Origin of the sequence: Pseudomonas rustica (assembly GCF_049959085.1) — a bacterium.
GTDB classification, from domain to species: Bacteria; Pseudomonadota; Gammaproteobacteria; order Pseudomonadales; family Pseudomonadaceae; genus Aquipseudomonas; species Aquipseudomonas rustica.
Genome location: NZ_CP188200.1, coordinates 6,139,310 through 6,163,929 on the forward strand (window position 1 = coordinate 6,139,310; position 24,620 = coordinate 6,163,929).

Genomic DNA, 24,620 nt, shown 5'->3' on the forward strand with positions numbered 1-24,620 from the left:
GGTTTATCTGTGGCGAGGGGATTTATCCCCGTTGGGGTGCGCAGCACCCCCCTATACCTGCCACCTCGGTGCATCAGACCGATCGCATTCAACCTTTTGGGGCTGCTGCGCAACCCAACGGGGATAAATCCCCTCGCCACAAAAGCCAGCATGGAAAATCAGTGTTCAATGTGTTCTTCCGGCCGTTTAGCGCGGCGGCCGTCTTCTTTCGACAGCTGCGAGAAGATCGTCGCGGCCAACATCGCCATGATCCCGACCGTGACAAAGGTCAGCTGGAAGGCACCCAGCACAGTCTCCACACCATCATTACCGACCTCCGCCGTAAACCCGCCAAGCAACGCACCCGCGCAGGCAACACCCAGACTCAACGACAACTGCGCCACCACCGACAGCAAACTGTTGCCGCTACTGGCGCTCGCATCATCCAGATCGATCAACGTCACCGTGTTCATCGCCGTAAATTGCAGCGAGTTGATCGCGCCAAGTACCGCCAGCAGACACAACAGCAACCAGTACGGCGTCTGCTCGCTGACCAGGCCCATGCTCGCCAGCATGATCCCCAGCGCCAGCGTGTTGCCGGTGAGAACGATGCGATAACCAAGCCGCTCAATCAGCGGTCGCGCCACCCACTTGGCGATCATCGCCGCAGCGGCCAGCGGCAGCATGCTCATCCCCGCTTGCGACGGTGAATAACCCAGCGCCACTTGCAGCAGCAACGGCACCAGAAACGGCAACGCGCCGCTGCCCAGACGCGCAAACAGGTTGCCAAGAATGCCGACGGCAAAGGTGCGGGTCTTGAACAGTGACGGCGCGAACAGCGGGTTTTCGATATGCCCGGCACGCAACCAGTACGCCGCCAGACAGGCCATGCCGCCGAACAGCAGCAACATCACGCGCAGGTGCGGCAGATGCAATTCGCCAAGGCCTTCCATGGCGATGGTGATCAGAATCATCGCCGCGCCGAACAGCAGGAAACCCAAGCTATCGAAGCGCGTACGTTCAGTGCCGCGCAGGTCGGGTATGAATTTCCACACTGCGTAGCAACCGATGACGCCGACCGGCAGGTTGATCAGAAAGATCCAGTGCCACGTCAGGTATTCGACCATCCAGCCGCCCATGGTCGGGCCGATCAACGGGCCGAGCAGACCGGGAATGGTGATAAAGCCCATGATCCGCACCAGCTCGGATCGCGGATAAGCGCGCAACACCACCAGTCGCCCGACCGGCAGCATCAACGCACCGCCCAGGCCTTGAATGACGCGAGCGCCGATCAGCATGCTCAGGCTGCTCGACAGCGCACAAAGCAGCGAGCCGAAGCTGAACAGCAGGATCGCACCGAAGAAGATTTTCTTGGTGCCGAAGCGGTCGGCGATCCAGCCTGAGGCGGGGATCAGCAATGCCACGGTGAGCATGTAGGCAATGATCACACCCTGCATGCGCAACGGATCCTCGGCGAGATCGCGAGCCATGGCGGGCAGGGCAGTGTTGAGAATGGTGCCGTCGAGGGACTGCATGAAAAACGCAATGGCCACGACCCACGGCAACCAGCGGGCGGTGATGGCGTCGAGAGGCGGGCGATTGGGCATGGAACCTCTTGTTGTCTGTTTGATGATCGTTCCCACGCTCTGCGTGGGAATGCCTCAACGGACGCTCCGCGTCCGCTTTTGGCAGGGACGCGGAGCGTCCCGGGCTGCATTCCCACGCAGAGCGTGGGAACGATCGCTGTCAGAGAGTTAGCGTAAGTCGGCTAACCAGCGCCCCCGGCAGCAATGCCGACGAGGTATTGCGCTGGCTGTACGTGCTCGCTGACAGCAGCAACTCACGCTCCGCCGTCAGGGCTTCCAGCTGCGAACCCAGCAGGCTGTACGCGCTGTCGTCAAAACGCATGGTGCTCACCGGCGCCTGAATTTCGCCGTTCTCGACCCAGAAGGTCGCAAAACGGGTCATGCCGGTCATGCGCGCCGCCGGTTGATCCGAGTAGTTCAGGTACCACAGGTTGCTGATGTACAGCCCGGTGCCCAACTGCTTGAGGATCTCTGCTTGCGACAGATCCCCCGCCGCCATGTTCAACGCACTCGGCGATTCACCGCCGCTGGCGCCGTTAGCGGCCAAACCATATTCCGCCGCGCTGCGCGAACCAACCAATTGATCGCCTGCCTTGCCTTCGACGATCAGTCGCAAATCGCTGCGCGGATAACCCTCACCGGAAAACGCCGGGCTCAGTGAGTCGCTGACCTTTTCGTCCAGCGACACCAGTGGGCTGAACGCTTGATCGCCGACATACAACTTCTGCAACGGGCTGCTTTTGCTGGCAATCGACTGCGCCGAAAATCCACCCCAGCTCAACATGCCCATGATTTCTTCCAACGCCGCTGGCGCCAGATACGCGCGGTACTGCCCCGGTGCCAAGGTGCGCAACGGCCGACCGAGAAATTCCAGTTGCTCGCGCGCCTGACCGAAGCGCTTGGCGAACCCTTCGCTGCTCCAGTCATGCCCGGCGTAGCTGGCTTTCACCGCTTCGCCGTTCTCGTGAAACAGGCTGAAGTCGAAGTTAAAGCTATTGGCCTGATGCCAGCCAAACGCCCCCGAAGAACTGGCGAAACCACGGCTGATCGGCCCGGCGGCATAGAAGCCCACCAAGTCGAGACCTTCAGCAGCGGCGCAGATTTCATCGACCACCTGTTCCGTGTCCGGCAACGGATGTTCCTGCACATTCTTGCTCTGCCAGCCGTTGTGATTGAGCAGCAGATACGGATCCTGCGGCAGCAGCGGCAGGGTTTCGCGCAGTTGATGCAGACCTTCGGCGAGGCGTTGCAGATCGCCTTCCTGATCACCGGACAGGGTGACTTGCAGGTCGGCATGACGCCCGTCGTTGATCAGCTTCAGAACGATGTTGGCCTGCTGCACTTGCCCGGCCTGGCGCACCTTGGCGTGGTTGAAACGCACGAACGCCGAGGATTCAGCGGCAAAGCTGAGGGTGAACTGTTCCGGCTCGCGCACGCTGTCGCGCAGCCAATTGACCATGACCTTGAAGGCGTCGGACTGACTCTTCGAAATGCTCATCAGGCGTCTCCCCCAAACACATCAACGTTGCTGAATACGCAGGCCGGCGAAGCGTGGCCGACGCGGATCACCTGATTTGGTTCGCCCTTGCCGCAGTTTGGCGTGCCCAGCACCTTGACGGTGTTGGCGTCGCCGACGGCGCGCAGGCTTTTCCAGAAGTGCGCGGAAATCGCCCGGTAGTTCGGATTTTTCACCACGCCTTTAAGTTCACCGTCTTCGATCAACTGGCCCCATTCGCAGCCGAACTGGAATTTGTTGCGCGCATCGTCGATCGACCACGAACGGTTGGTGCTCATCAAAATGCCGTGCTCGATGCCTTCGATCAGCTTGTTCAACGGCTGATCGCCCGGCTCGATGTTGAGGTTGGCCATGCGGTCGATCGGCGCGCGGTTCCAGCCGCAGGCACGGCTGTTGGCGACGCCGTCCATGCCGGCACGGAATTGCGACAGCGCACCGCCCAATGGACGCAGAAGCAGGCCTTCGCGAATCAAAAATTGTTTGCTGGCTTGGGTGCCGTCGTCGTCATGGCCGTAGCTGGCGAGTTCTTCGGGAATGCCTGGATCGAAGGTTACGTTGAGTAGCTTCGAGCCGTATTGCAGGCTGCCGAAATCGCTAGCCTTGACGAAACTGGTGCCGGCGTAATTGCGTTCATCGCCGAGGATGCGGTCGAGTTCCAGCGGGTGGCCGATCGATTCGTGGATCTGCAGCATCATCTGATCGGGCATCAACAGCAGATCGCGCGGGCCTTGCGGGGTGTTCGGCGCGAGCAGCAATTGCAGGGCCTGATCGGCGACTTGCGGGCCGGCGCCGATCAAGCCGCAGCGGCTGATCACATCAGCGCCGCCCTGTTGGCCGAAGTTTTCGCGGCCGAGGCTGCGGGTCTGGCTGTCGTTGCCGTCGTAGGCGGTGACGTCGAGGCCTGGATAGACGAAGCGCTGGGCTTGGCGCAATTCAGCCCCGGCGCTGCTCAGGTAGATCTGTTCGACGTGAGTAATGCCGATGCTCACCTGCCAATTCACCAGGCGCTCATCCTTTGGCACCGAGGCGGATTCCGCGCCGAGCAGCTCAAAGCATTCGCTCAGGGACGGGAAGGGTTGTTCGAGATTGGGCGAAAAGTAATCAGCGCGATCGCTGGACACTGGCTGATCACGCAGGTCGAGCAAGGCGTGCGGCTTCAGGCGACGGGCCTGAGTTTCGGCGCGTTCAAGCGCAGCTTGCAGGCCTTGTTGCGACAAATCGTTGGTCGCCGCGTAGGCCTCAACGCCGTTGACGCGAACGGTGAGCATAGCGCCTTCGTCACGGCTCAGGCTCGGCGGTTCGGCAACGTTCTTGCGCACCGACAGGTACTGGCCGGACTCGCGTACGTATCGTAGGGAAAAAAACTCAGCGCCCGTGCGCAAGGCAGCGAAGCGCTGCTTGAGCTGGGGGTGGAAATCGAACATTCGGGAACCTCCTTGTCAGGGGGAAGCGGTAAAGCGACGGCGGGGAGGGGGTGAAACGGTTGCGCGAGGTCTAGAGTAGGCCTGCGTGGGGGTAGGATCAAGTGAAGAGGGGGTGTAGGGGGATTTACTGTGCGAGGCAGGAGATCGTTCCCACGCTCTGCGTGGGAACGCCGCCATGGACGCTCTGCGTCCGCTGTGTGACGCAGAGCGTCACGGGATGCATTCCCACGCAGAGCGTGGGAACGATCACTTCAGGCTACTGAGCAGCAGGCGTGATATCACGCATCGGCTTGCCTTTGACCGGTGCATCGCCCGCAACATAGTACGGCGCGGTGCTGCGTGGCAGCGGCTGGCGGCCACGGATCTTGTCGGCGATTTTCTCGGCGATCATGATCGTCGGCGCGTTGAGGTTGCCGGTGGTGATGATCGGCATGATCGAGGCATCGACCACACGCAGGCTCTGCATGCCGTGCACGCGACCTTCGCCATCAACCACAGCCATCTCGTCGGTGCCCATCTTGCACGAGCAGGACGGGTGGAACGCGGTTTCGGCGTGCTCGCGGATGAACTTGTCGAGTTGCTCATCGGTTTGCACTTCGATGCCCGGGCTGATTTCGCGGCCACGGAAAGCGTCCAGCGCAGGCTGCTGCATGATTTCACGGGTCAGGCGGATGCCGTCGCGGAATTCCTGCCAGTCTTGCTCGGTGGCCATGTAGTTGAACAGGATGCTCGGGTGCTGGCGCGGGTCTTTCGACTTGGCCTGGATGCGACCACGGCTCGGCGAACGCATGGAACCCATGTGCGCCTGGAAACCGTGCTCTTTCACACCGTTGCTGCCGTTGTAGTTAATCGCCACCGGCAGGAAGTGGTACTGGATGTTCGGCCATTCGAATTCCGGACGCGAACGGATGAAGCCGCCGGCTTCGAACTGGTTGCTGGCGCCGATGCCGGTGCCGTTGAACAGCCACTCGGCACCGATGGCAGGCTGGTTGTACCAGAGCAGCGACGGGTACAGCGACACCGGTTGGGTGCACGCGTATTGCAGGTACAGTTCAAGGTGGTCCTGCAGGTTTTCACCGACGCCTGGCAGGTCGTGAACCACCGGGATGTCGAGCGACTTCAGTAGTTCGGCCGGGCCGACACCGGAGCGCTGCAGAATCTGCGGCGAAGCGATGGCGCCGGAGCACAGCAGCACTTCTTTGCGCGCTTTGACTTCAACGCGCTCCTCAGCCGAACCGACCAGATAACGCACGCCAACCGCACGCTTGCCTTCGAACAGAATCTTGTCGGTCAGGGCGTGGGTGACGATGGTCAGGGTCGAACGCTTTTTCGCGGTGTCGAGGTAGCCACGGGCGGTGGAAGCACGACGGCCGTTCGGCGTCACGGTGCGGTCCATCGGGCCGAAGCCTTCCTGTTGATAACCGTTCAAGTCTTCGGTGCGCGGGTAACCGGCTTGTACGCCGGCTTCAATCATGGCGTGGAACAACGGGTTGTTGCCAGCCTTCGGCGTGGTCACGCTGACCGGGCCTTCGCCACCGTGGTAATCGTTCGGGCCGATGTCGCGGGTTTCGGCCTTGCGGAAGTACGGCAGGCAGTCGAGGTACGACCAGTTTTCCAGGCCCGGCAGTTTCGCCCAGCCGTCGTAGTCCATCGCGTTGCCGCGGATGTAGCACATGCCGTTGATCAGCGAAGAACCGCCGAGGCCTTTGCCGCGACCGCATTCCATCCGGCGACCGTCCATGTGAGGCTCGGCGTCGGTTTCGTAAGCCCAGTTGTAACGACGACCTTGCAGCGGGAACGCCAGAGCAGCCGGCATTTGCGTGCGGAAGTCGAGACGGTAGTCAGGGCCGCCTGCTTCGAGCAGCAGAACGGTGACGCCGGCGTCTTCAGTTAGACGGGTCGCCAGGGTGTTACCGGCCGAGCCGGCACCGATGATGATGTAATCGAATTCTTGGGACATTGAATGCACCCTCTTTGAAGTTGGTCAGGTCAAGATCGCCGGGACGCTGCAAAACCTAAGCAGAGGAGGAAACTCCCTGTGGAGAAGATCCTCTGTGGTGAGGGGATTTATCCCCGACCGGCTGCGCAGCAGTCGTAAAGTCAGCGACTGGGTTCTGTCTGGAGAATTGCAGTGTCTGGAGGGGGCTGCGTTGCAGCCCAGCGGGGATGAATCCCCTCGCCACAAAGGCCCCATCCAGACTCTGTGTCAGATCAGAACACCGAGACGTAATCGCCCAGCTCGACCTGTACCGATTTGATGCGGGTGAAGTTGTTCAGCGAGCTGATGCCGTTTTCACGGCCAACACCCGACTGCTTGTAGCCGCCGACCGGCATTTTTGCGTCGGACTCGCCCCAGGCGTTGATCCAGCAGATACCCGCTTCCAGTTGATGAATCACGCGGTGGGCGCGGTTCAGGTCTTTGGTGACGATACCGGCGGCCAGGCCGAAGTCGGTGTCGTTGGCGCGGCGGATCACTTCTTCTTCGGTTTCGTAGGAGAGGATCGCCATCACCGGGCCAAAGATTTCTTCACGAACGATGGTCATGTCGTCGGTGCAGTCGGTGAACACGGTCGGCGCGACGAATGCGCCTTTGGCGAATTCGCCGTCGGTCAGACGCTCGCCGCCGCACAGTACGCGGGCGCCTTGCTCTTTACCCTTGGCGATGTAGCCGAGCACGCTTTCCATGTGCGCGAAGCTGACCAGCGGGCCGAAGTTGGTGTTCTCGTCTTCCGGGTTGCCGATGCGGATGCGTGCAACGCGTTCAACGATCTTGGCTTCGAAAGCGGCTTTCAGGTGCGCCGGAACGAACACGCGAGTGCCGTTGGTGCAGACCTGACCGGAGCTGTAGAAGTTGGCCATCATCGCGGTGTCGGCAGCGCGATCGAGATCGGCGTCGTCGCAGATGATCAGCGGGGACTTGCCGCCCAGTTCCATGGTCACGTCTTTCAGCGACGAAGCCGAAGCGCTGGCCATTACCTTCTTGCCAGTGTCGGTGCCGCCGGTGAAGGAGATTTTTTCGATGCGCGGGTGCTCGGTCAGCCAGGTGCCGACTTCACGGCCGCTGCCGGTCAGGACGTTGAACACGCCGTTTGGCAGACCGGCTTCGGTGAAGATCTCGGCCAGTTTCAGGGTGGTCAGCGAGGTGACTTCGCTTGGCTTGAAGATCATCGCGTTACCGGCAGCCAGGGCTGGAGCGGATTTCCACAGCGCGATCTGGATCGGGTAGTTCCACGCGCCGATACCGGCGACAACGCCCAGCGGCTCGCGACGGGTGTAGACGAAAGAAGTGTCGCGCAGTGGAATCTGCTCGCCTTCGATCGCCGGCACCAGGCCTGCGTAGTATTCCAGCACGTCAGCGCCGGTAACGATGTCGACGTACTTGGTTTCGGAGAAGGATTTACCGGTGTCCAGGGTTTCCAGCGCGGCCAGCTCATCGTTGCGCTCGCGCAGGATGTCGACGGCACGGCGCAGGATGCGCGAACGCTCCATGGCAGTCATCGCGGCCCAGATTTTCTGGCCCTTTTCAGCGGCGACTACAGCGCGCTCGACGTCTTCCTTGGTCGCACGTTGCACCTGTGCGAGGACTTCACCGTTAGCCGGGTTGATGGCTTCGAAGGTGGCATCGCTGCCGGCGTCCGAGTACGCGCCATCGATGTAAAGTTTTTGCAGTTCGAAACGGGCCATAGTGTCCTCGCAAGTGCATTAGTGGTTGGCGTTGACCACCGCGGTGAGGCTGCGGTGGCAGTGAGGGGCCGAGCGTTTTCTGTGTGCTCTAGCTCACCTTCTTGGCCAATTGGAAATCCATGTATTCGTAAGCGATCTGTTGCGCCTGCGCCGTGTCGAAAGCATCTCCCGACAGCGCGCCGCGCAACCACAAACCGTCAATCAACGCTGCCAGGCCACGCGCTGCGGTGCGCGCATCTTCGAGCGGCAACACACGGCGGAACTCGCAGCACAGGTTGGAATACAGACGGTGATCGTTGATCCGCTGCAACCTGTGCAAAGACGGCTGGTGCATGCTGGTGGCCCAGAAGGCCAGCCAGGTTTTCATTGCCGGGCCGTTGACCTGGCTGGCGTCGAAGTTGCCTTCGATGATCACCTGCAGATGCGCCCGTGGGCTGTCATCTGCCAGCGCTTGGCGGCGCAGGGTGACGTTCTCGCTGAGGACGCTCATCAGATACCGCATCGTGGCGGCAATCAGGCCGTTCTTGTCCTGAAAGTAATGACTGATGATGCCATTCGAGACACCGGCCAAACGGGCGATCAGCGCAATGCTGGCGTCCCCCATTCCGACCTGATCGACCGCCTGCAAAGTGGCTTCGATCAGCTGTTGGCGGCGGATGGGTTGCATACCGACCTTGGGCATCTTGCACATCTCCTTAGGCCTTCCGAGGGGCGATCAACGCTCATCGGATTGAGGGCCAGTCTATTTTGTTTTGATTGAACGTTCAATCAACAAAGAATAAGATCTGCGACAAATCGTCGCTGCTTACAGATTTTTCCCACATGTGAATGGCGCAAAAACTGACATCCAAAACCGCTCGAACCCTATACGCCACGGCGCTCTCAGGGTTCGGGCTTTTTTCGGGGTGTCTTTATATCACCCGTCGGTCGGCTGCCAACTAACCGATTAGTCGGGTGCCGTGTTGCCTTGTGTTCTTCTCTCGCACTGCCTGGAGCATTTGTGCCATGAGTTCTGCCTCGCTAATAAAGACCCCGCCCGAGAAGGTGACGGTCAACGGTTGGGTGTTTTACACCTCTACCGCGCTGATTCTGTTGTTGACCGCCATTCTGATTATCGCCCCGCAAGAGGCCGGCAGACTGTTGGGTATCGCTCAGGCCTGGTTGTCGCGCAGCTTCGGCTGGTACTACATGGTGGTGATCGCCGCTTATCTGGTCTTTGTCGTCGGTCTGGCGTTTTCCTCGTACGGCAAACTCAAACTGGGCAGCAAGGACGACACCCCGGATTTCAGTTACGGCGCCTGGGCGGGGATGCTGTTCTCGTCGGGTATCGGTATTTCGCTGCTGTACTTCGGCGCGTCCGAGCCGCTGGATCACTATTTCAATCCGCCGGAAGGCGCTTCGGCCACCAACATGGCCGCGCGTCAGGCGGTGCAACTGACCTTCCTGCACTGGGGCCTGCACGGCTGGGCGATCTACGCACTGGTCGGTCTGGCCGTAGCCTATTTTGCTTACCGTCATAACCAGCCGCTGGCACTGCGTTCGGCGCTGTATCCGCTGGTCGGCGAGCGTTGGGTCAAAGGCGCGGCCGGTCACGCGGTTGACGGCTTCGGCATGTTCGTAACGCTGCTGGGCCTGGTGACGAACCTGGGGATTGGTTCGCTGCAAGTGTCGTCGGGCCTGGAAAACCTGTTCGGCATGGAACACAGCAACACCAACCTGTTGATCGTGATCATCGTGATGAGCACCGTGGCGACCATCGCTGCGGTGTCCGGCGTGGAAAACGGCATTCGTCGTCTGTCCAACCTGAACATCGTGCTGTTCAGTGGTCTGCTGATTTTCGTGCTGTTGTTCGGCCCGACCTTGCACCTGCTCAACGGCTTCGTGCAGAACATTGGCGATTACCTCAACGGCATCGTGCTGAAAACTTTCGACCTGTATGTGTACGAAGGCAGTGCCGAGAAAACCGAACGCTGGATGGGCCTGTGGACACTGTTCTACTGGGCCTGGTGGATTTCCTGGGCGCCATTCGTCGGCATGTTCATCGCGCGTATTTCCCGTGGTCGCACCGTGCGTGAACTGGTGGCTGGCGTACTGCTGATTCCGCTGGGCTTCACTTTGGCCTGGCTGTCGATCTTCGGTAACTCGGCGCTGGATCTGGTGATCAACCAAGGGGCGGTGGAGCTCGGCAAGACGGCGCTGGAACAGCCGTCGATGGCGATCTACCAAATGCTTGAGCATTACCCGGCGTCGAAAATCGTCATCGGTGTGTCGATCTTTGTTGGCTTCGTGCTGTTCCTGACCCCGGCCGACTCTGGCGCGGTGATGATGGCGAACCTGTCCTGCAAGGGCGGCAACGTCGATGAAGATGCGCCGCACTGGCTGCGGATTTTCTGGTCGGCCGTGATCACCCTGGTGACCATCGGCCTGCTGTTCGCCGGTAACTTCGAAGCCATGCAAACCATGGTGGTGCTGGCCGGTCTGCCGTTCTCGGTGGTGTTGGTGTTCTTCATGTTTGGCCTGCACAAGGCGATGCGCCAGGACGTGCAGATCGAACAGGAGCAAGCGCAACTGGCAGAGCGCGGTCGTCGCGGTTTCAGCGAGCGTCTGACGCAACTTGATCTGCAGCCAAGCCAATCGGTGGTGCAGCGTTTCATGGACAAACAAGTCAGCCCGGCGCTGGAAGACGCCACCGCGCAGATGCGTGCGCAGGGTCTGACAGTGCAGACGCTGCTGGGTAAATCCAAGCGTTGCATGGGTGTGCGTGTCGAGATGGAAGAGGGTAACCCTTTTGTCTACGAAGTAAGTCTGGATGGTTATCTGGCGACCCCGACTGAATCGGCGCAGTCCGATGAAGCACGCCAGCGTTACTACCGCGCTGAAGTGTATTTGCACAACGGCAGCCAGGATTACGACCTGATGGGCTTCACGCAGGATCAGATCACGCGGGATGTGCTCGATCAGTTTGAAAGCCATCGGCAGCTCCTTGGCCGGGTGTATAGCTAAACCGCTAAAACAAAAGGGGCTCGATTGAGCCCCTTTTGCATGATCGTTCCCACGCTCCGCGTGGGAATGCATCAATGGACGCTCCGCGTCCGCTGTTGTGGGACGCGGAGCGTCCCGGGCTGCATTCCCACGCAGAGCGTGGGAACGATCACGCCGCGATCCTCTCGCGGCGTTGTTGTCTCCGGGGTTCTTACCCCAGGTTCTTGCCCAGCAACGCGTGATACAGCTCGCTGTCGCCCAGGATCCCCACCACATGATTGTTATCGTGCAGCACCAGTTTGTTGCCGGTCTGATAACGAATCTGCAGCGCGTCACGCATACCGATGTTCGAATCCACCAGCGTTGGCTTACGCTCCAGCCCTTCCACCGCTTGCCCCGGCGCCCAGTTCTGCAAATTCAGCACCGAACCGTTCTGCCGCGCACCCTTGATGGTGTTGCCCTCAGCCAGATCCAGCCACGAATCACCGCCCGGATCCAGACACACCGAACCATTGATGCGTTTGCAGTTGTCCAGCGTGCGCATCAGGCTGCGGCCGCACAGCACGTTGAGCGGATTGGTGTGCGCGACAAACGTGCGCACATAGTCGTCCGCCGGGTTGAGCACGATCTCTTCCGGCACGCTGTACTGGATGATCCGGCCGTCTTTCATGATCGCGATGCGGCTGCCGAGTTTCAGTGCTTCATCAAGGTCGTGACTCACGAACACGATGGTCTTGCTCAACTTGCGTTGCAGCTCCAACAACTCATCCTGCAGACCCTGACGGATCAACGGGTCGAGTGCCGAGAACGGTTCGTCCATCAGCAAAATATCGGCGTCCATCGCCAGTGCGCGCGCCAGACCAACACGTTGCTGCATACCACCAGAGAGTTCGTCAGGCTTCTTGTTGCGCCATTGCGTCAGGCCGACCAGTTCGAGTTTGTCGTCGACCAGTTTGCGCCGTTCTTTCTCCGGACGACCCTGCATTTCCAGACCGAAACTGATGTTCTCGCGCACCGTCAGCCACGGCATCAGCGCGAACTTCTGAAAGACCATGGCGATGCGTTGGGTGCGCATCATTTTCAGTTCGGCCGGGGTGCAGGAAGCGATGTCGATCTGCTTGCCTTCATGCTCGACGAACAGCTTGCCGCGACTCACGGTGTTGAGGCCGTTGATGCAGCGCAGCAGGCTCGACTTGCCCGAACCGGACAGGCCCATCAGCACGCAGATTTCGCCCTTGTTGACGTCCAGCGTGGCTTTTTCCACGCCGACGATTTGCCCGGTTTTCTTCAGGATCTCGTTGCGGGTCATGCCCTGATCGAGCAGCTTGAGCGCCTCGCGTGGATCCTTGGAGAAGATTACGTCTACGTCTTCGAAGCGAATTATGCTCATGCGTCACCCCCTACTTTGGCGTCGGGTTGTTTGCAGATACGGTCGAGCATGATCGCCAGCAGTACGATCGCCAGGCCTGCTTCGAAGCCCAGGGCGATATCAGCAGTGTTCAGTGCGTTGACCACCGGTTTGCCGAGTCCGTCGGCGCCTACCAGTGCGGCGATCACCACCATCGACAGCGACAGCATGATGCACTGGGTGATGCCGGCAGCGATGCTCGGCATGGCGTGAGGCAGTTCGATCCGTGAGAGCAATTGGCGACGCGAGCAGCCGAAGGCTTTGCCGGCGTCCATCAGTTCTTGCGGGACATCGCGGATGCCCAGGTAGGTCAGGCGGATCGGCGCAGCGATGGCGAACACCACCGTGGAGATCAGGCCCGGCACCACACCCAGCCCGAAGAGGGTCAGGGTAGGAATGAGGTAAACGAAGGTCGGTACGGTCTGCATCAGATCGAGTACCGGACGCATTAACGTGTAGAACATCGGTTTGTGCGCGGCGACGATGCCCAACGGCACGCCGATGACCACGCAGACCAGGGTCGCGAACAGCACCTGGGCGAGGGTTTCCATGGTCTCCTGCCAGTACCCCAGATTGAGGATCAGCAGAAAGGAAGCGATGACGAAAACGGTCAATCCCCATTTGCGCTGGATGAAGTGCGCGAGCAGGGCGATGAGGCCGATCAAGACAAAAGGGTTGAACCAGGTGAGCGCAAACGTCACGCCGTGGATCATCGTTTCCAGTGTCACGGCGATTGCGTCGAAGGTGTTGGCGCCGTGTTGCGTCAACCATTCAACGAAGCCCGCGATGTACTGGCCTAAAGGTATTTTCTGATCAATCAGCATGGTAGTGAACGTCCGCATGCGAGGAAATAAACAGCCCGAGGGAGCAAGCTCCCCCGGCATAAGCGATTACTGATTCAGCTTGGCTTTCACGGCCTCCAGGCCAGGTTTACCGTCAATGGTGGTCACGCCAGCGAGCCAGGTATCGAGCACCTGTGGATTCTTTTTCAGCCAGGCCTTGGCGGCCGCGTCAGGCTTCATCTTGTCGTCGAGGATGTTGCCCATCAGTTCGCTTTCCATGTCGACGTTGAACTCCAGGTTTTTCAGCAACTGACCGACGTTGCTGCATTCCTCGGCGTAACCCTTGCGGGTGTTGGTCGCCACGGTTGCCGCACCGAAATCGGGGCCGAAGAAATCATCGCCACCGGTCAGGTATTGAATCTTGAAGCGCTTGTTCATCGGGTGCGGCGCCCAGCCGAGGAAGACCACGGCGGTGTCGCGTTTTTGCGCGCGATCAACCTGCGAGAGCATGCCCGCTTCCGACGATTCGACGACTTTGAAGCCGGCGCTTTTCAGGCCGAAAGCGTCCTTGTCGATCATGCTCTGGATCAGACGGTTGCCGTCGTTGCCAGGCTCGATCCCGTAGATCTTGCCGTCGAGTTCTTTCTTGAATTTGGCGATGTCGGCGAAGTCGTGCAGACCTTTGTCATACAGGGCTTGCGGCACGGCGAGGGTGTACTTGGCGCCCTTGAGGTTGGTGCGCACGGTTTCCACGGTACCGGCGTCGCGGTAGGCCTTGATGTCGTTCTCCATGGTCGGCATCCAGTTACCGAGGAACACGTCCATGTTCTTGCCGTCCGCCAGCGACTTGTAGGTCACGGGCACGGAGATCATGGTGGTCTTGGTCTTGTAGCCGAGGGCGTTGAGAACAACGGAAGTGGTCGCGGTGGTCGCGGTGATGTCAGTCCAGCCGACATCGGAGAAATTCACGGTACTGCACTGCGCCGGTTCTGCAGCTTGCGCCAGTAACGGCAGACTCAGCATGGCGGCCAATAACAACGACGGGGAACCTTTCATGGATGGACTCCTTGGTGTTTTTTTTGGCAGTGTTCCGACTGTGGACCACCGCACTTATAGGTTGCGGTTGGATGGCGTTCTGGAGACAGCTCTACCACGGCGCCTTGCAATCGAGTCATAACGATCATGTACCAGTGAAAATCTGACGCCTACAGGGGGGGTCGTATCCAGTACAGGGATGGTCGTATCTAGTGTCGGTGACGTCGTTTACAGCTTTTTTCTGCCCCGATCAGCCATCTGAACCGCACAAAAACGGTGAAAACCGGGGCGAAAACGGCGCGGCGCTGGTGGACATGAGTGCGTCGGTGCCAGACGCCGTGCGTTCCGACAAAAGCCTGATGATGCGGGCATTCTGGCGGATCGCAGCTTGAGCGTAGCAGCTCCGCCAGCGGGCGCTTTTGCGTCCCGGACCGGCATCCTCAGGAGCTCTGCAGCAATGGCTATCAGCGTTTTCGACCTGTTCAAAATCGGCATCGGCCCGTCCAGTTCCCACACCGTCGGGCCGATGCGCGCGGCGGCGTTGTTTGTCGAGTCGCTGCGGGGCAAGCATCAGTTGGAACAGGTGCGGCGGATCGAGGTGCAACTGTTCGGTTCGCTGTCGGCCACCGGTATCGGTCACGGCAGCGACAACGCGGTGATCATGGGTTTGATGGGTGAGTGGCCGGACGCAATCGACCCGGCGCAGATTGGCCCGCGCATTCAGGCACTGCGTGAAACTCACACGCTTTTATTGGATGGTCGTTTATCGGTGCCGTTTGTCTGGGCGCGAGACATGCGTCTGATCGATGAAAACCTGCCGTTCCATCCCAATGCCATGACGATTGTTGCCGAAGGCGATCACGGTGAATTGCATCGCGACACCTACTATTCGGTTGGCGGCGGTTTTGTCGTGGATGAAGCGCAGGCTTCCAGCGGTGTCGTCGATCTGGATCGCACTGAGTTGCCTTATGACTTTTCCAGCGCGGTTGAGCTGCTGGATCTGTGCAAGAAGAACAACCTGCGCGTCGCTGAATTGATGATGGCTAACGAAAAGGTCTGGCGCAGTGAAGAAGAAATTCGCGCCGGCCTGATGAAGCTATGGCGGGCGATGCAGGATTGCGTCGAGCAGGGACTGAAACACGAAGGCATCCTGCCCGGCGGTTTGAATGTGCGGCGGCGTGCGGCGAAGTTACATCGCAGTCTGCAGGAATTGGGTAAGCCTAATGTAATCGGCTCAACGTTGAGCGCGATGGAGTGGGTCAACCTGTTTGCGCTGGCGGTGAATGAAGAGAACGCAGCAGGCGGGCGAATGGTGACGGCGCCGACCAATGGCGCGGCGGGGATCATTCCGGCGGTGCTGCACTACTTTATGAAGTTCAGCGAAGCGGTGACGGACGCCAACGTGGTCGACTACTTCCTGAGTGCGGCGGCGGTGGGGATTCTGTGCAAGAAGAATGCTTCGATCTCGGGTGCCGAAGTCGGCTGTCAGGGCGAAGTGGGTTCGGCGTGCGCAATGGCGGCGGCGGGGCTGGCGGAGATTCTCGGTGCTACGCCGGAGCAGTTGTGCAACGCGGCGGAGATTGGCCTGGAACACAACCTTGGGCTGACCTGCGATCCGGTCGGCGGCCTGGTGCAAGTGCCGTGTATTGAGCGCAATGCGATTGCGGCGGTGAAGGCGATCAATGCGGCGCAAATGGCGTTGCGTGGCGATGGTCAGCACTTTATTTCGCTGGATCGGGTGATCCGCACCATGCGCGATACCGGGGCCGACATGCATGACAAATATAAAGAGACCTCGCGGGGTGGGTTGGCGGTTAGTGCGGTTGAGTGCTGAGTCAGCTCCACCGAGTTGAATTCTTCGCGAGCAGGCTCGCTCCCACATTGGAACCCTGGTGTTCACACATTTTGTGTTCACTGAAGATCTACTGTGGGAGTGAGCCTGCTCGCGAAGGCGCCAGACCAGTCAAAACTGCTCAGCAAGTGAACACACCCAATCAAACACGCCACCTTTTAGCGCGTCGCAATCAGATAAGCGCCTTTCTCAGCCACACCGCCCAACCACCACCCCTACCGCCCGTCACCCGTGCCTGTGGTGACACTCCGATACAAATGCGCTCAGCCCTGTTCCCACAAGTGCTACCGATTTGCTCACGATCCTTTGCGCAGGGCTATCACCCGCCCTGATGGCACTTCGAAACACCTTCCTTCGCACGGCTTGTATAGACACTTCAGCAGGTCGTTTTCAGGAGTTATTGAACGGCCATCCAACTTTAGGCATGGCAATTGCTCTGTCATAACAAAGCCCGTCTCCCACGCGAGAACGATGGCCATAACAAGAGCCTCCGCCTGAGGCCATCACCCGCTTTGTGTGAGGAGATACCGCGATGACGTCGTTCAACTCCGGGGCCCAACCCCAGAACCGTGCGCCTCAATCCATCGGCTTTCTGCTGCTGGACAATTTCACGCTGATTTCTCTGGCCTCCGCAGTAGAACCCCTGCGCATGGCCAACCAATTGTCCGGTCGCGAGCTGTATCGCTGGAGCACCCTCACCGTCGATGGCGGCCAGGTGTGGGCCAGTGACGGTCTGCAAATCACCCCAGACGCCTCCATGCACAAAGCCCCGCCACTGGACACCATCATTGTCTGCGGCGGCATCGGCATTCAACGCACCGTTACCCGTGAACACGTCTCGTGGCTGCAAAGCCAGGCGCGTCAGTCCAAGCGCCTCGGCGCCGTGTGCACTGGCAGTTGGGCACTGGCTTGCGCCGGGTTGCTCGACGGTTTCGATTGCAGCGTGCACTGGGAATGTCTGGCGGCGATGCAGGAAGCTTTTCCGCGCGTGGCCATGAGCACCCGTTTGTTCACCCTCGACCGTAACCGTTTCACCAGCTCCGGCGGCACCGCGCCGCTGGACATGATGCTGCACCTGATCAGCCGCGATCACGGCCGTGAACTGTCCGCCGCGATCTCGGAAATGTTCGTCTACGAACGCATCCGTAACGAACAGGATCACCAGCGCGTGCCGCTCAAGCACATGCTCGGCACCAATCAGCCGAAACTGCAGGAAATCGTTGCGCTGATGGAAGCCAATCTGGAAGAGCCAATCGATCTGGATGAATTGGCGGTGTACGTGGCCGTGTCGCGTCGACAGCTGGAGCGGCTGTTCCAGAAATACCTGCACTGCTCGCCGTCGCGTTACTACTTGAAGCTACGCCTGATCCGCGCCCGGCAACTGCTCAAGCAGACGCCGATGTCGATCATCGAAGTGGCGTCGGTGTGTGGTTTCGTCTCGACGCCGCACTTCTCCAAGTGCTATCGCGAATACTTCGGCATTCCGCCGCGTGACGAGCGCGTAGGTTCCAACACCACCCAACAAGTGGCGATGCTGCCGCTGCCGCAAGCGATTGTGATGTCGCCGCTGTCGGGGCCGATGTCGGCGTTGAGTCAGGCGCGCAATGAATCGACGTTTGCCAGCGTAAGGCTGTAGACCGAGTCATCGTTCTTCGCGAGCAGGCTCGCTCCCACATTGGAATGCATTCCTACTGTGGGAGCGAGCCTGCTCGCGAATGGATTTATCAGGCGCTATGGCTTTGCTGGAAATCGGCGAGTGCTGGCAACAACTGCTTGTCGATCGCCTGCCGCACTGCCGGCTGAATACTGGCGCCGCTGGTGTACATGTCCTTGACCATCTTGCGCAGTTCAAACGCGCGAACATTATCCAGACCCCGCACCGCGCACTCGCAGGCCTGCTCGGCTGTTGAACCGCTCGGCACCTGAAAACCCAAGGCCTTGAGCTGTCCCAACAGGTCTTCCTGGTCAATCAAATCGGCGTACATCATCACGCAAATCCTTCTGTGGCAACGGAGGTCTTGGCTTGATTCTGTAAGGCCGGGACGGGGACGGCAAGGGCGTTTTGTCTGTGTGGCTGCGACGACTATGAACAGGTCGTTTTCGGCTAATTCGACAGACAGGGGAGTGGGCACACTGGCGCAAGCTCGCTTCACGAAGGTTTGGTCACCCTCGCACGGCAGCTCCTCAACAGTAGCTTGAGCCCCGATCCGGTCACGGCTGGTATTGGGGCTTTTTTTGGACTGGTGAAAAGCAAAAGATCGCAGCCTTCGGCAGCTCCTACATTGGAATGCGTTTCTCTGTAGGAGCTGCCGAAGGCTGCGATCTTTTTACGGTCTAACGCTGCAACACGAGAATCCGCGACAACAACTCATCCCGGTCGATATAGCAGCCCTGAAAATGCCGCGCCCCGGTGGCCGGGTCAAAAGCATTGCGCGCATGCAACGTGCGGCGATTATCAAAGCACCACAGCTCGCCCGGATTCAGCCGCTGCATCAACCGAAACCGTGGCTCGCGGGTCATCGCGATAAATCGTCGATACGCCCGATACAACAGCGGCATCTGCTCCACCGACGTATCAAACGCCCCGCGCAAGAAGTTCGCCATGCGAATCTCCGCCACGCGCCCCAGCGCATCCAAAGCAATGATCGGCGCGAGGCAGCGATAGTCGCTGTGCCGATCCTTATTACGAAACTCCACGGGGATCTCACACAGGGCCTGAAACGACGCCGGGTCTTCACTGCGCAACGCATCGGCAATCGCAAATCCGTCGACAAAAATACTCTCGCCACCCTCGGCGTCATTCACCAGGCAATGCAGAAATTGCAGCCCCGGTTGCAACTCGCGCGTCGGCAGGTCCGTGTGCAATGGCAGGTTGAAAGCGGTGTAGGCATTGCTGTCGGCATCGGCTTTGGATTGCACGTTGAACAACACGCCGAAATTGCTCTCGCGGATGAATGAAATCCGCTGGGCGATGAGCTTCAGCGAACCGGGTTCGGTGGGCACGCCGCGTACTTGGGTCAGGCCGATGTCGCGAATGGCGAGCAGCCATTGCAGCAGAGCGGCGTTGTCGTTCATCAGCGCCGCGTACTCGAACACCGGCAACTGCAAATCGCTGTGCCACAGGTAGGGCTTGGGTTTGGCTTCGAGGCGTTCCGCGCGGGACTCATCGTCGTAGGCGTGAGCGCGTAGCCAGCCCGGATCGAAACGGCTGAGGTGGCCGTCCTGCCAATCGATGCGTAAGCAGCCATCGGTGTCGATGTGTGAGGCGGCAGGTTTCAGGTCTATGGCGGCATCGACGATCTCGAAAACCTGTTCGCGCGTAACGTTGTAAACGCATTGCTGACACGGGCAATTGTCCCGTAACCAGACATGGTGAAACGGGCTGACGCGGCCGTCAGCCCACTCGATGGCAACACGATCCGCCAGACTCTGCACGCCGCTTAGCGCGCTGATCAACGGATAAGTACGGAAGTCGGCAACAGCGGCAGCGGTGTTCATGGCGGCTCCTTGCGATCGATGGAATTACCTTGCAGGCGGCAGCGCAATCACGCGGCCGATGTAAGCGGGAGCGGGCAGGTCTTTCTGCTCAGTGACGATGGCTTGCAGACGGCTCAAGGTGTTGGCGCTGAACGGTGCCGAACGTGGGCCGGCGAGGTCGACGTGGAGGAGCATTTGCTCGTTGCCGGCCAGTTCCTGACCGTCACCGACCTTGTGCAGGCTGTGATAGAGGTGCAGGCGTTTGCTGTCGTGGCCGATGATTTGCGTGCGCACTTCAACCTCGGTATCGAGCTTCACTTCGTGCAGATAGTTAAGGTGCAGTTCGAGGGTGAACAGCGAGTGGCCGCTGGCTTCGCGGTTGTTGCTGTCCATGCCGAGGCGATCCATCAGGGCATCGGTGGCGTAGCTGAAAATCAGCAGGTAGAAGGCATCGCGCAGGTGGCCGTTGTAGTCGACCCAGTCGGGGATGATTTTGGTTTGGTAGGTGATGAGGTCGGGCATGTTTTCTCCTGGCGCGATCGTTCCCACGCTCTGCGTGGGAACGCCTCCTGTGACGCTCTGCGTCACGCTTCTGGGACGCGGAGCGTCCCGGGCTGCATTCCCACGCAGAGCGTGGGAACGATCATTTAACGGCCTATTCGCTGAAACTCATCCCGTGCTTTTCCTTGGTGGTTTTCACCGCCTCCAGCACCGCCAGCAAGCAATCATCACGATAACGCTCCAGCGCCGAAATGCTGTGCCGACCGAGCTGATCACTGGTGCCATCGACCACATCATCAATCAGCTTGTCAGTCAGTTCCGGCGCCGGCAGATACGTCCACGGCAACTGCAACGCCGGGCCGAATTGCGACATGAAGTGGCGCATGCCCGCATCGCCGCCGGCCAAGGTGTAAGTCAGGAAAGTCCCCATAAACGACCAGCGCAATCCAGCGCCAAAACGGATCGCATCGTCGATCTCGCCCGTGGTCGCGACACCGTCGTTAACCAGGTGCAATGCCTCACGCCACAGCGCTTCGAGCAAGCGATCGGCGATGAATCCTGGCACTTCCTTGCGCACATGCAACGGGCGCATGCCGAGGGATTCGTAGACTTTCATCGCCGCTTGCACGGCTTCCGGCGCGGTGTTTTTGCCACCAACCACTTCCACCAGCGGCAACAGATAAACCGGGTTGAACGGGTGGCCGACCACGCAGCGCTCAGGGTGTGTCGAGCTCTCGTAGAACTCGCTCGGGAGCAGGCCTGATGTACTCGAACCAATCAACGCATTCGGCTTGGCCGCTGCGCTGATTTTGCTGTGCAGATCGAGTTTCAGCTCCAGCCGTTCCGGAGCGCTTTCCTGAATGAAATCGGCATCGCGCACGCATTCTTCGATGGTCGCGACAAAGCGCAGACGATCCTGCGAAGCACCCGATGCCAGTCCGTTTTTCTCCAGCGCACCCCAGGCATTGGCGACGCGTTTGCGCAGCGCCGCTTCAGCGCCGGGCGCCGGATCCCAGGCCACGACGTCGAGGCCATGGGCGAGGGCACGGGCGACCCAGCCACTGCCGATGACACCGCTGCCCAGCGCGGCGAAGGTTTTGATTTCGGTGATAAAGCTCATAGGAATTTTCCCGTGGAAAGTAATCCCTGTAGGAGCTGCCGAAGGCTGCGATCTTTTGATCTTGATCTAAAAAAACAAGATCAAAAGATCGCAGCCTTCGGCAGCTCCTACAGGTGAAATTGGGGGACTGTGAGAGCCCCATTTTTTGGCTGAGGCTTAGCCGCGCTGGGTCAGGCCCATCTTCTTGCGGCCTTCCGCCGGGGTCAGAACGCGGGCGCCGAGGCGGCTGAGGATTTCGCTGGCGCGTTCGACCAATTGGCCGTTGGTCGCCAGCACGCCTTTGTCCAGCCACAGGTTGTCTTCCAGCCCGACCCGCACGTTGCCGCCAAGCAGCACCGCTTGCGCCGCCATCGGCATCTGCATCCGGCCAATGCCGAACCCGGCCCACACTGCATCGGCGGGCAAGTTATCGACCATGGCTTTCATCGTCGTGGTATCCGCCGGCGCGCCCCATGGAATGCCCAGGCACAGCTGGAACAGCGGGTTATCCAGCAAGCCTTCTTTGATCATCTGCTTGGCAAACCACAGATGCCCGGTGTCGAAAATTTCCAGCTCGGCCTTCACGCCCAGCTCGGTAATGCGCTTGGCGCCGGCGCGCAGTTGCGCCGGAGTGGACACGTAAATGGTGTCGCCATCGCCAAAATTCAGGGTGCCGCAATCGAGGGTGCAGATTTCCGGGAGCAATTCTTCTACGTGCGCCAGTCGGGTCAACGGGCCGACCAGATCGGTGTTCGGGCCAAACTCCATCGGGTTCTCGCCCGCGCCGATTTCCAGGTCGCCGCCCATGCCGGCGGTGAGGTTGACGATGATGTCGACGTCGGCCTCGCGGATGCGCTCCATCACTTCGCGGTACAGCGCGACGTCGCGGCTGAACTTGCCGGTTTGCGGATCACGCACGTGGCAGTGCACGACGGTGGCGCCAGCCTTGGCGGCTTCAACGGCCGCCGCAGCGATTTGTTTCGGGGTGACCGGCACATGAGGACTTCTGGCGGTCGTGTCGCCAGCACCGGTGAGTGCGCAGGTGATGATGACGTCGTGGTTCATGGTGCGGTTTCCTTCAGGCGTGATGGGTCTGTCCGCAGCCCTTTTCGGGGCTGCGAAGCGTGGTTCAGTCCTCTCTCCGGTCAGGGAGAGGGGCTTTAAATTGAGAGGGTTATTTGCTGGTCAGCTGGAGATTTTCAGCCGCCGGTTTGCCATCGAACGTGGTCACACCGTCGAGCCAGCGCTGCTTGTCTTCCGGGTGATCCTTGAGCCATTGCTTGGCGGATTCGAAAGCATCTTTGTGATCGAGCAGCGGCTGCATCATCCGGCTCTCGTCTTCGGCGGTGTAGGTCAGATTGCTCAGCAAGCGACCGATGTTCGGGCATTGCTCGGCGTATTTCGGCGCGGTCACCGTCCACACCGTCGCCATGCCTTCGTTCGGGCCGAGCGCGTCTTCACTGCCGGTGAGATAGGTCATCTTCACGTTGACGTTCATCGGGTGCGGCGCCCAGCCGAAGAACACCACGGCCTCTTTGCGGCGCACGGCGCGATCGACGGCGGCGAGCATGCCGGCCTCGCTCGACTCGACTAACTGGAACTTGCCGAGGCCGAACTGGTTCTTGGCGATCATTGCCTTGATCTGCGTATTGGCGCCTGAGCCTGGCTCGATGCCGTAAATCTTGCCGCCGAGTTCCTTTTCAAACTTGGCGATGTCGGCAAAGGTTTTCAGGCCTTTATCTGCCAGATAGGTTGGCACCGCGAGGGTGGCGCGGGCGTCCTTCAGGCTCGGTGCTTCAAGGACTTTGACCTGATTGGCGTCGACAAACGGCGTAATGGTCTGCGTCATCAACGGGTTCCAGTAACCGAGGAACAAGTCCAGACGCTGATCGCGAATCCCGGCGAAGATGATTTGCTGGGACGCGCTGGTTTGTTTGGTGTTGTAGCCGAGGCCGTCGAGCAATACCTGGGTCATCGCACTGGTGGCGATCACGTCGGTCCAGTTCACCACGCCCATGCGCACGTTCTGGCATGACGCAGGTTCGGCCGCCATGACGCTGGCGCTCAAGAAAGCGGTACCGCTGAGTGCAAGAACACAGCTGCTGATCAGTCGTTTCATGTCGGGTTCCTCGGCAGGTCGTTATTGTGGTTCCCGGCATCTGATGCGCCGGTGATGCAAAGTTACGCAGCAATGCGCCCGTGAAAGCGCACTACGGCGACGGGCATTTGCACTGTAGCGACCTGCACGCTTGAACGCTGACGACAATCGGCGTATCAACGATCCACGCTCCCCTCCCTCTCGTTACCCGCGAATCGAGTGCGCACATGTCTCAGGATTTCTATTTCTTGCTGATGCCGGGCTTCTCCGCCATCGGCTTTATCTCCGCCATCGAACCGCTGCGCGTGGCCAACCGCTTTCGTGGCGAGCTGTACCGCTGGCACGTACTCAGCGCTGATGGCGGGGCGGTGCTGGCGAGTAACGGTATGTCGGTTAACGCCGATGCCGCGCTGGAACCCCTGAAGAAAGGTGCGACGTTGTTGGTGGTGGCCGGGTTTGAGCCGCTGAAGTTCGCCACGCCTACGCTGGAGCATTGGCTGCGCCGACTGGATAACGACGGCGTGACCCTCGGCGCCATCGATACGGGCAGCTTTGTCCTTGCCGAAGCGGGCCTGCTCGAAGGCCATCGTTTGACCCTGCACTGGGAAGCCATCGACGCGTTCAAGGAATCTTATCCACAGCTCAGCGTGACGCAGGAGTTGTTCGAAATCGATCGTCGACGCATCACCTCGGCGGGCGGCACCGCGTCCATCGATCTGATGCTCGATCTGATCGCCCAGGCCCATGGGCCCCAGCTGGCGATTCAGGTCAGTGAGCAGTTTGTGCTGGGGCGCATTCGTCCGCGCAAAGACCACCAGCGCATGGAAGTGGCTACGCGTTATGGCATCAATAACAAGAAATTAGTGCAGGTGATTGGCGAGATGGAGCAGCACAGCGAACCGCCGCTGACCACGCTGCAATTGGCGGAATCGATCAAAGTCACGCGGCGGCAACTGGAGCGGTTGTTTCGGCTGCATCTGAACGATACGCCGAGTAACTTTTACCTGCGATTGCGCCTGGAAAAGGCCCGGCAGTTGCTGCGTCAGACCGACATGAGCGTGCTCGAAGTCAGCATCGCCTGCGGGTTTGAATCACCGTCGTATTTCACACGTAGCTATCGCGCCAAATTTGCCCGCTGCCCCCGCGAAGACCGGCGTACCGCCCAAGCCTGAAATCAAAAGATCGCAGCCTTCGGCA

20 protein-coding genes are annotated in these 24,620 nt (G+C 59.9%); 5 read left to right on the forward strand and 15 right to left on the reverse strand.

Features of this window, described 5'->3' with window-relative positions:
* Positions 1-158: 158 nt before the first annotated feature.
* The 6 genes from mdtD to betI all read right to left on the reverse strand — a co-directional run bounded on the left by mdtD (position 159) and on the right by betI (position 8,871).
* Positions 159-1,586, reverse strand: a complete 1,428-nt coding sequence (gene mdtD, locus ACP3TY_RS27860) for a multidrug transporter subunit MdtD (protein ID WP_008085779.1) — start codon at positions 1,584-1,586, stop codon at positions 159-161.
* Positions 1,587-1,725: 139 nt separating this feature from the next.
* Positions 1,726-3,063 (reverse strand): TldD/PmbA family protein, encoded by a 1,338-nt coding sequence (locus ACP3TY_RS27865; protein WP_426618957.1) that lies wholly within the window; start codon positions 3,061-3,063, stop codon positions 1,726-1,728.
* Positions 3,063-4,505, reverse strand: a complete 1,443-nt coding sequence (locus tag ACP3TY_RS27870; RefSeq protein WP_426618959.1) for a TldD/PmbA family protein — start codon at positions 4,503-4,505, stop codon at positions 3,063-3,065. The genes ACP3TY_RS27865 and ACP3TY_RS27870 overlap by 1 nt, the downstream gene beginning before the upstream one ends.
* A 256-nt stretch (positions 4,506-4,761) precedes the next feature.
* The gene (betA, locus tag ACP3TY_RS27875) at positions 4,762-6,465 is read right to left on the reverse strand and encodes a choline dehydrogenase (protein WP_426618961.1); all 1,704 of its coding nucleotides are present in this window, start codon (positions 6,463-6,465) and stop codon (positions 4,762-4,764) included.
* A gap of 251 nt (positions 6,466-6,716) precedes the next feature.
* On the reverse strand, positions 6,717-8,189 hold the full coding sequence (betB, locus tag ACP3TY_RS27880) for a betaine-aldehyde dehydrogenase (RefSeq protein WP_159814756.1): 1,473 nt from the start codon (positions 8,187-8,189) through the stop codon (positions 6,717-6,719).
* A gap of 88 nt (positions 8,190-8,277) precedes the next feature.
* The gene (betI, locus tag ACP3TY_RS27885; RefSeq protein WP_053124587.1) at positions 8,278-8,871 is read right to left on the reverse strand and encodes a transcriptional regulator BetI; all 594 of its coding nucleotides are present in this window, start codon (positions 8,869-8,871) and stop codon (positions 8,278-8,280) included.
* A 323-nt stretch (positions 8,872-9,194) separates the two neighbouring features.
* Between betI and betT the strand changes: the two genes are divergently transcribed.
* Positions 9,195-11,192, forward strand: a complete 1,998-nt coding sequence (betT, locus tag ACP3TY_RS27890; RefSeq protein ID WP_053124585.1) for a choline BCCT transporter BetT — start codon at positions 9,195-9,197, stop codon at positions 11,190-11,192.
* A gap of 190 nt (positions 11,193-11,382) precedes the next feature.
* Here the strand turns inward: betT and choV are convergent, their stop codons facing one another.
* From choV to ACP3TY_RS27905, 3 genes are all read right to left on the reverse strand, one after another.
* Entirely contained in the window at positions 11,383-12,561 is a 1,179-nt protein-coding gene (gene choV, locus ACP3TY_RS27895) for a choline ABC transporter ATP-binding protein (RefSeq protein WP_053124583.1), read from the reverse strand.
* On the reverse strand, positions 12,558-13,403 hold the full coding sequence (gene choW / locus ACP3TY_RS27900; protein WP_008085763.1) for a choline ABC transporter permease subunit: 846 nt from the start codon (positions 13,401-13,403) through the stop codon (positions 12,558-12,560). The genes choV and choW overlap by 4 nt, the downstream gene beginning before the upstream one ends.
* Positions 13,404-13,469: 66 nt before the next feature.
* Positions 13,470-14,417: a choline ABC transporter substrate-binding protein gene (locus ACP3TY_RS27905; protein WP_426618965.1), complete on the reverse strand. Its 948-nt coding sequence runs from the start codon at positions 14,415-14,417 to the stop codon at positions 13,470-13,472.
* Between the two features lie 191 nt (positions 14,418-14,608).
* Between ACP3TY_RS27905 and ACP3TY_RS27910 the strand changes: the two genes are divergently transcribed.
* The 3 genes from ACP3TY_RS27910 (at position 14,609) to ACP3TY_RS27920 (ending at position 17,884) form a co-directional block, all read left to right on the forward strand.
* The gene (locus tag ACP3TY_RS27910) at positions 14,609-14,788 is read left to right on the forward strand and encodes a hypothetical protein (protein WP_426618967.1); all 180 of its coding nucleotides are present in this window, start codon (positions 14,609-14,611) and stop codon (positions 14,786-14,788) included.
* 65 nt (positions 14,789-14,853) lie between these two features.
* Positions 14,854-16,230 (forward strand): L-serine ammonia-lyase, encoded by a 1,377-nt coding sequence (locus ACP3TY_RS27915; RefSeq protein ID WP_053124580.1) that lies wholly within the window; start codon positions 14,854-14,856, stop codon positions 16,228-16,230.
* Positions 16,231-16,780: 550 nt separating this feature from the next.
* Complete coding sequence (locus ACP3TY_RS27920) at positions 16,781-17,884, forward strand: GlxA family transcriptional regulator (RefSeq protein ID WP_053124577.1); 1,104 nt, start codon at positions 16,781-16,783, stop codon at positions 17,882-17,884.
* 88 nt (positions 17,885-17,972) lie between these two features.
* Here the strand turns inward: ACP3TY_RS27920 and ACP3TY_RS27925 are convergent, their stop codons facing one another.
* From ACP3TY_RS27925 to ACP3TY_RS27950, 6 genes are all read right to left on the reverse strand, one after another.
* On the reverse strand, positions 17,973-18,236 hold the full coding sequence (locus ACP3TY_RS27925; protein ID WP_038363130.1) for a hypothetical protein: 264 nt from the start codon (positions 18,234-18,236) through the stop codon (positions 17,973-17,975).
* A 346-nt stretch (positions 18,237-18,582) separates the two neighbouring features.
* Positions 18,583-19,746 (reverse strand): gamma-butyrobetaine dioxygenase, encoded by a 1,164-nt coding sequence (locus ACP3TY_RS27930; RefSeq protein ID WP_426618970.1) that lies wholly within the window; start codon positions 19,744-19,746, stop codon positions 18,583-18,585.
* Positions 19,747-19,770: 24 nt separating this feature from the next.
* Positions 19,771-20,247: a thioesterase family protein gene (locus ACP3TY_RS27935; protein WP_426618971.1), complete on the reverse strand. Its 477-nt coding sequence runs from the start codon at positions 20,245-20,247 to the stop codon at positions 19,771-19,773.
* A 133-nt stretch (positions 20,248-20,380) separates the two neighbouring features.
* Positions 20,381-21,346: an L-carnitine dehydrogenase gene (locus tag ACP3TY_RS27940; protein WP_426618972.1), complete on the reverse strand. Its 966-nt coding sequence runs from the start codon at positions 21,344-21,346 to the stop codon at positions 20,381-20,383.
* A 156-nt stretch (positions 21,347-21,502) separates the two neighbouring features.
* Positions 21,503-22,390 (reverse strand): 3-keto-5-aminohexanoate cleavage protein, encoded by an 888-nt coding sequence (locus ACP3TY_RS27945; RefSeq protein WP_053124567.1) that lies wholly within the window; start codon positions 22,388-22,390, stop codon positions 21,503-21,505.
* A 109-nt stretch (positions 22,391-22,499) separates the two neighbouring features.
* On the reverse strand, positions 22,500-23,444 hold the full coding sequence (locus ACP3TY_RS27950) for a choline ABC transporter substrate-binding protein (protein WP_053124565.1): 945 nt from the start codon (positions 23,442-23,444) through the stop codon (positions 22,500-22,502).
* Positions 23,445-23,650: 206 nt separating this feature from the next.
* Here ACP3TY_RS27950 and ACP3TY_RS27955 point away from each other — a divergent pair, with 206 nt between their 5' ends.
* Positions 23,651-24,595: a GlxA family transcriptional regulator gene (locus tag ACP3TY_RS27955; RefSeq protein ID WP_426618973.1), complete on the forward strand. Its 945-nt coding sequence runs from the start codon at positions 23,651-23,653 to the stop codon at positions 24,593-24,595.
* Positions 24,596-24,620 lie beyond the last annotated feature (25 nt).

Bases quoted from the DNA above. Each gene is read 5' to 3' on its own strand.
- ACP3TY_RS27870 (WP_426618959.1), bottom strand. From the start codon at position 4,505: ATGTTCGATTTCCACCCCCAGCTCAAGCAGCGCTTCGCTGCCTTGCGC.
- ACP3TY_RS27955 (WP_426618973.1), top strand. From the start codon at position 23,651: ATGTCTCAGGATTTCTATTTCTTGCTGATGCCGGGCTTCTCCGCCATC.
- ACP3TY_RS27915 (WP_053124580.1), top strand. From the start codon at position 14,854: ATGGCTATCAGCGTTTTCGACCTGTTCAAAATCGGCATCGGCCCGTCC.
- choV (WP_053124583.1), bottom strand. From the start codon at position 12,561: ATGAGCATAATTCGCTTCGAAGACGTAGACGTAATCTTCTCCAAGGAT.
- choW (WP_008085763.1), bottom strand. From the start codon at position 13,403: ATGCTGATTGATCAGAAAATACCTTTAGGCCAGTACATCGCGGGCTTC.
- ACP3TY_RS27935 (WP_426618971.1), bottom strand. From the start codon at position 20,247: ATGCCCGACCTCATCACCTACCAAACCAAAATCATCCCCGACTGGGTC.
- ACP3TY_RS27950 (WP_053124565.1), bottom strand. From the start codon at position 23,444: ATGAAACGACTGATCAGCAGCTGTGTTCTTGCACTCAGCGGTACCGCT.
- mdtD (WP_008085779.1), bottom strand. From the start codon at position 1,586: ATGCCCAATCGCCCGCCTCTCGACGCCATCACCGCCCGCTGGTTGCCG.
- ACP3TY_RS27940 (WP_426618972.1), bottom strand. From the start codon at position 21,346: ATGAGCTTTATCACCGAAATCAAAACCTTCGCCGCGCTGGGCAGCGGT.
- ACP3TY_RS27945 (WP_053124567.1), bottom strand. From the start codon at position 22,390: ATGAACCACGACGTCATCATCACCTGCGCACTCACCGGTGCTGGCGAC.
- betI (WP_053124587.1), bottom strand. From the start codon at position 8,871: ATGCCCAAGGTCGGTATGCAACCCATCCGCCGCCAACAGCTGATCGAA.
- betT (WP_053124585.1), top strand. From the start codon at position 9,195: ATGAGTTCTGCCTCGCTAATAAAGACCCCGCCCGAGAAGGTGACGGTC.
- ACP3TY_RS27920 (WP_053124577.1), top strand. From the start codon at position 16,781: ATGACGTCGTTCAACTCCGGGGCCCAACCCCAGAACCGTGCGCCTCAA.
- betA (WP_426618961.1), bottom strand. From the start codon at position 6,465: ATGTCCCAAGAATTCGATTACATCATCATCGGTGCCGGCTCGGCCGGT.
- ACP3TY_RS27925 (WP_038363130.1), bottom strand. From the start codon at position 18,236: ATGATGTACGCCGATTTGATTGACCAGGAAGACCTGTTGGGACAGCTC.
- ACP3TY_RS27905 (WP_426618965.1), bottom strand. From the start codon at position 14,417: ATGAAAGGTTCCCCGTCGTTGTTATTGGCCGCCATGCTGAGTCTGCCG.
- ACP3TY_RS27930 (WP_426618970.1), bottom strand. From the start codon at position 19,746: ATGAACACCGCTGCCGCTGTTGCCGACTTCCGTACTTATCCGTTGATC.
- ACP3TY_RS27865 (WP_426618957.1), bottom strand. From the start codon at position 3,063: ATGAGCATTTCGAAGAGTCAGTCCGACGCCTTCAAGGTCATGGTCAAT.
- betB (WP_159814756.1), bottom strand. From the start codon at position 8,189: ATGGCCCGTTTCGAACTGCAAAAACTTTACATCGATGGCGCGTACTCG.